At 66.5% G+C, this 5,618-nt stretch carries 7 protein-coding genes; 3 read left to right on the top strand and 4 right to left on the bottom strand.

Features of this window, described 5'->3' with window-relative positions:
• Positions 1 to 84: 84 nt before the first annotated feature.
• On the bottom strand, positions 85 to 402 hold the full coding sequence (locus JMF82_RS21550; RefSeq protein WP_201316572.1) for a hypothetical protein: 318 nt from the start codon (positions 400 to 402) through the stop codon (positions 85 to 87).
• 98 nt (positions 403 to 500) lie between these two features.
• Here JMF82_RS21550 and soxR point away from each other — a divergent pair, with 98 nt between their 5' ends.
• Positions 501 to 986, top strand: a complete 486-nt coding sequence (gene soxR, locus JMF82_RS21545) for a redox-sensitive transcriptional activator SoxR (RefSeq protein ID WP_304487926.1) — start codon at positions 501 to 503, stop codon at positions 984 to 986.
• A 94-nt stretch (positions 987 to 1,080) separates the two neighbouring features.
• Here the strand turns inward: soxR and JMF82_RS21540 are convergent, their stop codons facing one another.
• Genes JMF82_RS21540 through JMF82_RS21530 form a run of 3 tightly spaced genes read right to left on the bottom strand, consistent with a single transcriptional unit; the run spans position 1,081 to position 2,355 of the window.
• Entirely contained in the window at positions 1,081 to 1,461 is a 381-nt protein-coding gene (locus JMF82_RS21540) for a tautomerase family protein (RefSeq protein ID WP_201316571.1), read from the bottom strand.
• 16 nt (positions 1,462 to 1,477) lie between these two features.
• Positions 1,478 to 2,029, bottom strand: a complete 552-nt coding sequence (locus JMF82_RS21535; RefSeq protein ID WP_201316570.1) for a DUF4865 family protein — start codon at positions 2,027 to 2,029, stop codon at positions 1,478 to 1,480.
• Positions 2,026 to 2,355, bottom strand: coding sequence for a carboxymuconolactone decarboxylase family protein (locus tag JMF82_RS21530; RefSeq protein ID WP_201316569.1), 330 nt, complete (start codon positions 2,353 to 2,355; stop codon positions 2,026 to 2,028). Before JMF82_RS21530 ends, JMF82_RS21535 begins: the two co-directional genes overlap by 4 nt.
• A gap of 107 nt (positions 2,356 to 2,462) precedes the next feature.
• On the opposite strand from JMF82_RS21530, the gene JMF82_RS21525 reads away from it, so the two are divergent.
• Positions 2,463 to 3,350, top strand: coding sequence for a LysR substrate-binding domain-containing protein (locus JMF82_RS21525; RefSeq protein ID WP_201316568.1), 888 nt, complete (start codon positions 2,463 to 2,465; stop codon positions 3,348 to 3,350).
• A 99-nt stretch (positions 3,351 to 3,449) separates the two neighbouring features.
• Positions 3,450 to 5,291 carry a monovalent cation:proton antiporter-2 (CPA2) family protein gene (locus JMF82_RS21520; protein WP_201316567.1) on the top strand — a complete coding sequence of 614 codons (1,842 nt, stop codon included), beginning with the start codon at positions 3,450 to 3,452 and terminating at the stop codon, positions 5,289 to 5,291.
• Positions 5,292 to 5,618: the final 327 nt, after the last annotated feature.

Here is a 5,618-nt window from a genome sequence, read left to right as displayed (position 1 = left end):
TTCCCCCTCTCCCCTCCGGGGAGAGGGTTGGGGTGAGGGGTGGGTGCTTGCGGGGGCGCTGAACGTGGCGTGGAAAAGACTCCTTCACGCGTGCCGATAAATCCCCAGGTCCGCTTTTACGCCCAGGCCATGCATGAAAGCCGCGGGGTCGAAACGTTCCTCCGCGTACAGCTTCTGCATGAATGACTTGGCGGCGGCGAGGTGGAGCTCGTCGCTCCACTCGACCAGGGTCATCACGTTGTATTCGCCGGCCAGGTCCGGCTGGCTGAGCACGAGGTTCTGGCGGCAGCCGGGCAGTTCGTCGAGGGTGCGCTGCGTATGGCGCACGCGTTCCATGAAGGCGGGCAGGGCGTGCGCGGGTACGTTGAAGCGATCGATGCGATAGATGGGTTGGGTGGACATGGAACGGTCTCCGTCGACGTGTTTCATGGCACTCTAGGACCTCAACTTAACTTGAGGTCAAGGGGGTGCTCGTGGACAAGTCGCCAGGCCCGGTCGGCGTGCCTTCGATGCTCACCGTGGGCGAGGTCGCGCGCCGCAGCGGCGTGGCGGTGTCAGCGCTGCATTTCTACGAAGCCAAGGGATTGATCGGCAGCGAACGCTCGGTCGGCAACCAGCGTCGTTATCCGCGCGCGGTGCTGCGCCGCGTGTCGTTCATCCGCGTGGCGCAGCGGGTGGGAATTTCCCTGTCCGACATCGCCGCTGCACTCGCCGGCTTGCCCGTTACGGCGGCGCCGGGGCGGGAAGACTGGGCGCATTTGTCCGCCGCATGGCGTGCCGATCTCGACGGGCGTATCGCGCAGCTGAAGAAACTGCGCGACACCCTGGACGACTGCATAGGCTGCGGCTGTCTCTCCATCGATCGCTGTCGCCTGCGCAATCCCGGCGACAAGCTGGCCGCCGAAGGCACCGGGCCGCGGCGCCTGTTGGTGAAACCGCTCGTTGCAGGAGCGCACCCGGCGCGCGAAAAGCCGGCGAAGCGATGAAGCGGGGCTGGAAGCCAAGGCCGATGGCCGCAGTAGTCCGCAACGCCGGCGATCGCGCACCGGGTGCGCTCCCGCCGCCGCAGTCAGTTCGCGCTCAGACGTACTGCGCCACGCCGTTGCCGAACGACCAGTTCTCCTTGCCGGTTTCGAGCAGGTTGATGAATACATCCTGCGGTCGTAGCCCGGGCTCCCTGCCGAGCAGTTCGGCGGCGCATCGGTAAAACGCCTGCTTCTGCTCCACCGTGCGCGTGTTGTTGCAGGCGATCTGGATGATCACCAGGTCGTCGGTACGCGCGATGTCGAGGTAATTCGGGTCGTAGTCGAACTCCTCCGCGTCGTGCTGGTGCACCACGATGAAGCGGTCGTTCTGCGGCACGTTGAAGCTCTCGATCATCGCGCGGTAGATGCTGTTGCGGATGGCGGCGATGTGCTGGGCGGACTTGCCGCGGCGAAGGGAGATGCGCACGAGGGGCATGGAAGGCTCCGGTGGGTCAGGGTTGCGAGACATGGCCGACGCCGTACCACTGGCGGGCATCGGCGGGGGCGAAGGACGGTGTTTCGTCGAACAGGCGGAAGCTCACCCGGGTCCAGGTGGTCGGTTCGAAGGCCGTGACGGCGGCGATTGCGCTGCGTTCCACGTCACGCTGGAGTGTTTCGCGTGCGATGTTGCGCACGTCATCCAGTGCGGTATACGGCGCGATGGGGTGGATCTCCCGCGAGGCGAAGCGTGCCTGTCGAGCCCGCGGCGGCAAATAGGCGTCCCAGACCTGCCAGCAGCGGATCGATGGCCAGCCGAAAGCCTGCGCAAGCGCCTGGAACCCGGCGCCGCCGAGAAAGCGCTGCATGGCCTCGCTGTCACGCCAGACATAGAAGGGTGCATAGAGGTTTTCGCCGGAATGCGTGCCCTTCGTCGCATGCAGGTAGGCCTTCAGGTGCAGGCCGTCGAAGTGGTCGAGGCTGGGCCCTTTCTCGGCGATGCGACGCCGCACGATCGCCATGTCGTAATCCGCCGGCAAGGCGAAGCTGTATTGCATGGCGATCATGGCGCGGGCTTTCCCTTGGCCAGCTCGCGCAGTCGCGGAACCGGCGAGGCGGCCGCCGGCCAGCCGGCGTAGAACGCGAGATGGGTGATCAGGGCGGCGAGTTCATCCTGCGAAATGCCGTTGTCGAGTGCGCGCCGCAGATGACATGGCAACGGCTCCACGCGGCCCAGGGCGATCAGCGCGGAGACGGTGGCCAGGCTGCGGTCGCGTGGCAAGAGGGAAGGGTCTTCCCAGACACCGTCGAACAGCACGCGGTCGGTGAGTTCGGCCAGCGCGGGAGCGATATCGCCAAAACCGCGTTGGCCCTGATCGGAACGTATCGTCATGGGAGGCCTCCGGGATCGGGTTGACGGGGGCCAGACTAGGGCGGACAGTATTGTTCTGAAAATCAGAAAATATTGAATCAATAGTCCAAAAAATCAGGACAGTTGCCATGCGACGGGTGAACTTCGATCTCGACGTGCTGCGCACCTTCGTGGCCGGCATCGAGCTGGGCAGCTTTGCCAGGGCCGCCGACCGGCTCGGCCGTTCTACGTCCGCGGTCAGCGCACAGCTGAAGAAGCTGGAAGAACAGGCCGGCACGCCCGTATTGCGCAAGTCGGGGCGCGGGATGGTGCTGACCGACGCGGGAGAGACCATGCTGGCCTACGCGCGCCGCCTGCTGGAATTGAACGACGAAGCCGCCGCGGCGCTGCACGGCACCGAGCTGGAAGGATGGGTCCGCCTGGGCCTGCAGGAGGACTTCGGCGAAAGCCTGCTCACCGACGTGCTGGGACGCTTTGCCCGCGCTCACCCCCGGGTACGGGTGGAAGTGCGCATTGCGCGCAACACCGAGCTGCTGGAGCGGGTGACGTCCGGCCGCCTCGACCTGGCGCTCGCCTGGGATGCCGGCGCGGCCACGCCTCATGCGGAGCGGCTGGGCGACGTGCCGCTGCGCTGGATTTCGGCGGCAGGCTCACCGGCCTCCTGGCCGCCCGGGAGCGAACCGCTGCCGCTGGTGATGCTCGAGGCGCCGTGCATCATGCGCAGCGCCGCCACTGCGGCGCTGGATCGCGCCCACATTCCGTGGCGCATCGCGTTCACCAGCGCCAGCCTCGCGGGCACCTGGGCTGCGGTGGCGGCTGGCCTTGGCGTGTCGCTGCGCACGCCGCTGGGCCTGCCATCGACCGTGCAGGCGCTCGCGCCGCATGAAACCCCCTTGCCTGCGCTCGGTACGCTGGGCTTGTGCCTGCATCGTGCGGAAGCGGATTCGTCGCCGTCGGTGCAACGGCTCGCGGCCTTGCTGGCACAGCAATGGCAGGGCCTTTCGTTGGCCGCGTGATGCGTGGCTGTGACGTGCGTCGGCGTCGGTGGTGATGATTGGCCGGGTCATTGCGGCGGCCGCGTGGAATAATGTTGTTTCCCCGAATGGAGTGTGCGAGTGGATAGCCACCATTTTCTGGAGACGGCGCTGGTATTCCTGGTGGCGACCGTCATCGCGGTGCCGCTCACCAAGCGCTTCAAGCTGGGCTCGGTGCTGGGCTATCTGCTGGCGGGCATCGTCATCGGCCCGAAGGAACTGGGCCTGGTCAACGACACCGCCGGCGTCAGCACGATCTCCGAATTCGGCGTGGTGCTGATGCTGTTCGTGATCGGCCTGGAGCTTTCCCCGCAACGCCTGTGGGTGATGCGCCGACAGGTGTTCGGCACCGGCCTGCTGCAGGTGCTGGCGAGCAGCCTGGTGATCGGTGCCGCGGCCTATTACCTGTTCGGCTTGACGGTGAACGCCGCGACCATCGTCGGTGGCAGCCTTGCCTTGTCTTCGACGGCGTTCGGCCTGCAGATCCTGGCCGAGCGCAAGGAGGCCGGCTCGCGCTATGGCCGCCAGGCCTTCGCCATCCTGCTGTTCCAGGACCTGGCCGCGATTCCCTTGATCGCCGCCGTGCCGTTGCTCGCCAGCGCTTCCGGCAAGCATGGCTTTGACCTCTACGCGGTGCTGCGCACCGGCGGCGCCATCGTCGCGGTGATGGTGGGCGGCCGTTACCTGTTGCGTCCCGTGTTCCGCTTCGTCGCGCGCACCGACAGCGTGGAAGTGTCCACCGCCACGGCGTTGCTGGTGGTGATGGGGACGGCCTGGTTGATGGAACTGGTGGGGCTTTCGGCCACGCTGGGCGCGTTCCTCGCCGGCGTGCTGCTGGCCGACTCGGAATACCGCCACGAGCTGGAATCGCACATCGAGCCGTTCAAGGGCCTGTTGCTCGGCCTGTTCTTCATCAGCGTCGGCATGTCGATGGACGTCACGCTGTTGTTCGCGCAGCCGCAGCGCGTGTTGATGCTGGTGGTGTGCCTGCTGCTGATCAAGGGCGCCTTGCTGTGGCCGCTGGGGCGCGTGGTCGGGGGCCTCGATCGCCGCGACTCGCTTCGACTCGCGGTGCTGCTCGCCTGCGGCGGCGAGTTCGCCTTCGTGGTGTTGAAGCTCGCGCGCGAGCAGGATCTCATCACCAGCGAACAGCATGGCCTGCAAGTGCTCGCCATCACCTTGTCGATGGCATTGACGCCGCTGCTGGTAGCGCTGCTCGGTCGTGCGCTGGGTGCCAAGCCCAAGAAGACGCGCGAGTTCGACACCATCGTCGCCGACTCGCCGCGCGTCATCATCGCGGGCTACGGCCGCATGGGCCAGATCGTGGCGCGCGTGCTGCGCGCGCAGGGCATCTCGTTCGTGGCGCTCGACCATTCCGTGGAGCAGATCGACCTGGTGCAGCGCTTCGGTGCGCAGAACAACATCTTCTACGGCGATCCGGCCCGTCCGGAACTGCTGCGCGCCGCGCAGGCGGACCAGGCCGAAGTGTTCGTGCTGGCGGTGGACGATGCCGAGGCGAGCCTGCGCACGGCGCGCGTGGTGCGTCGCATCTATCCGAACCTGAAGATCATCGCGCGCGCGCGCAACCGCCAGCACGTGTGGCGACTGATGGACCTGGGCATCGAGATGCCGGTCCGCGAGACGCTGTATTCCAGCCTGAAGATGACGCGCCAGACGCTGGAGGCGATCGGCCTGTCGCCCGAACTGGCCGCCGACCGGGTGGAGCGTTTCCGCCGGCAGGACGCCGAGCTGCTCAAGCGCCAGTACCTGGTGTACGACGACGATGCCCGCATCGTGCAGACCACGCGCGAAGCCTTGGCCGACCTCGACCAGCTGTTCCAGGCCGATGCCTCGCCCGAGGCCGAGCGCGAGCGCGAAAAACCCACGAACGTCACCCCCGACGACGAGGACGTGACGCGCTGAACCACGCCACACCTGCCTGTAGGAGCGCACCCAGTGCGCGACAGCCTTTCGCGACAGTCTCCACGGTCGTCATCCCGGCGTAGGCCGGGATCCAGTAGCGACAGTCTTCGGCTGTCGCGACACGGCTAGGTTGCCGCCTACGCGGCGGGCGTTTCGATCCCCTGCCGGCGACGCGAAGCTAGTCCCGTGGGACGCTCGAGTCACTTTTCTTTTGCTGGCCCAAAAGAAAAGTAACCCAAAGAAAATGGCCTTCAGAGCCAAGGCTCATAGCGATATGCGGGATAGGAGCGTCGGATGAGCGAGGCCAGCCGTGATGCGCTCGTTACT

It is taken from the genome of Dyella sp. EPa41 (assembly GCF_016586165.1).
Lineage (GTDB): Bacteria > Pseudomonadota > Gammaproteobacteria > Xanthomonadales > Rhodanobacteraceae > Dyella.
Note: the sequence above shows the minus strand (reverse complement) of the source record. Positions and strands in the feature narration are given on the sequence as shown.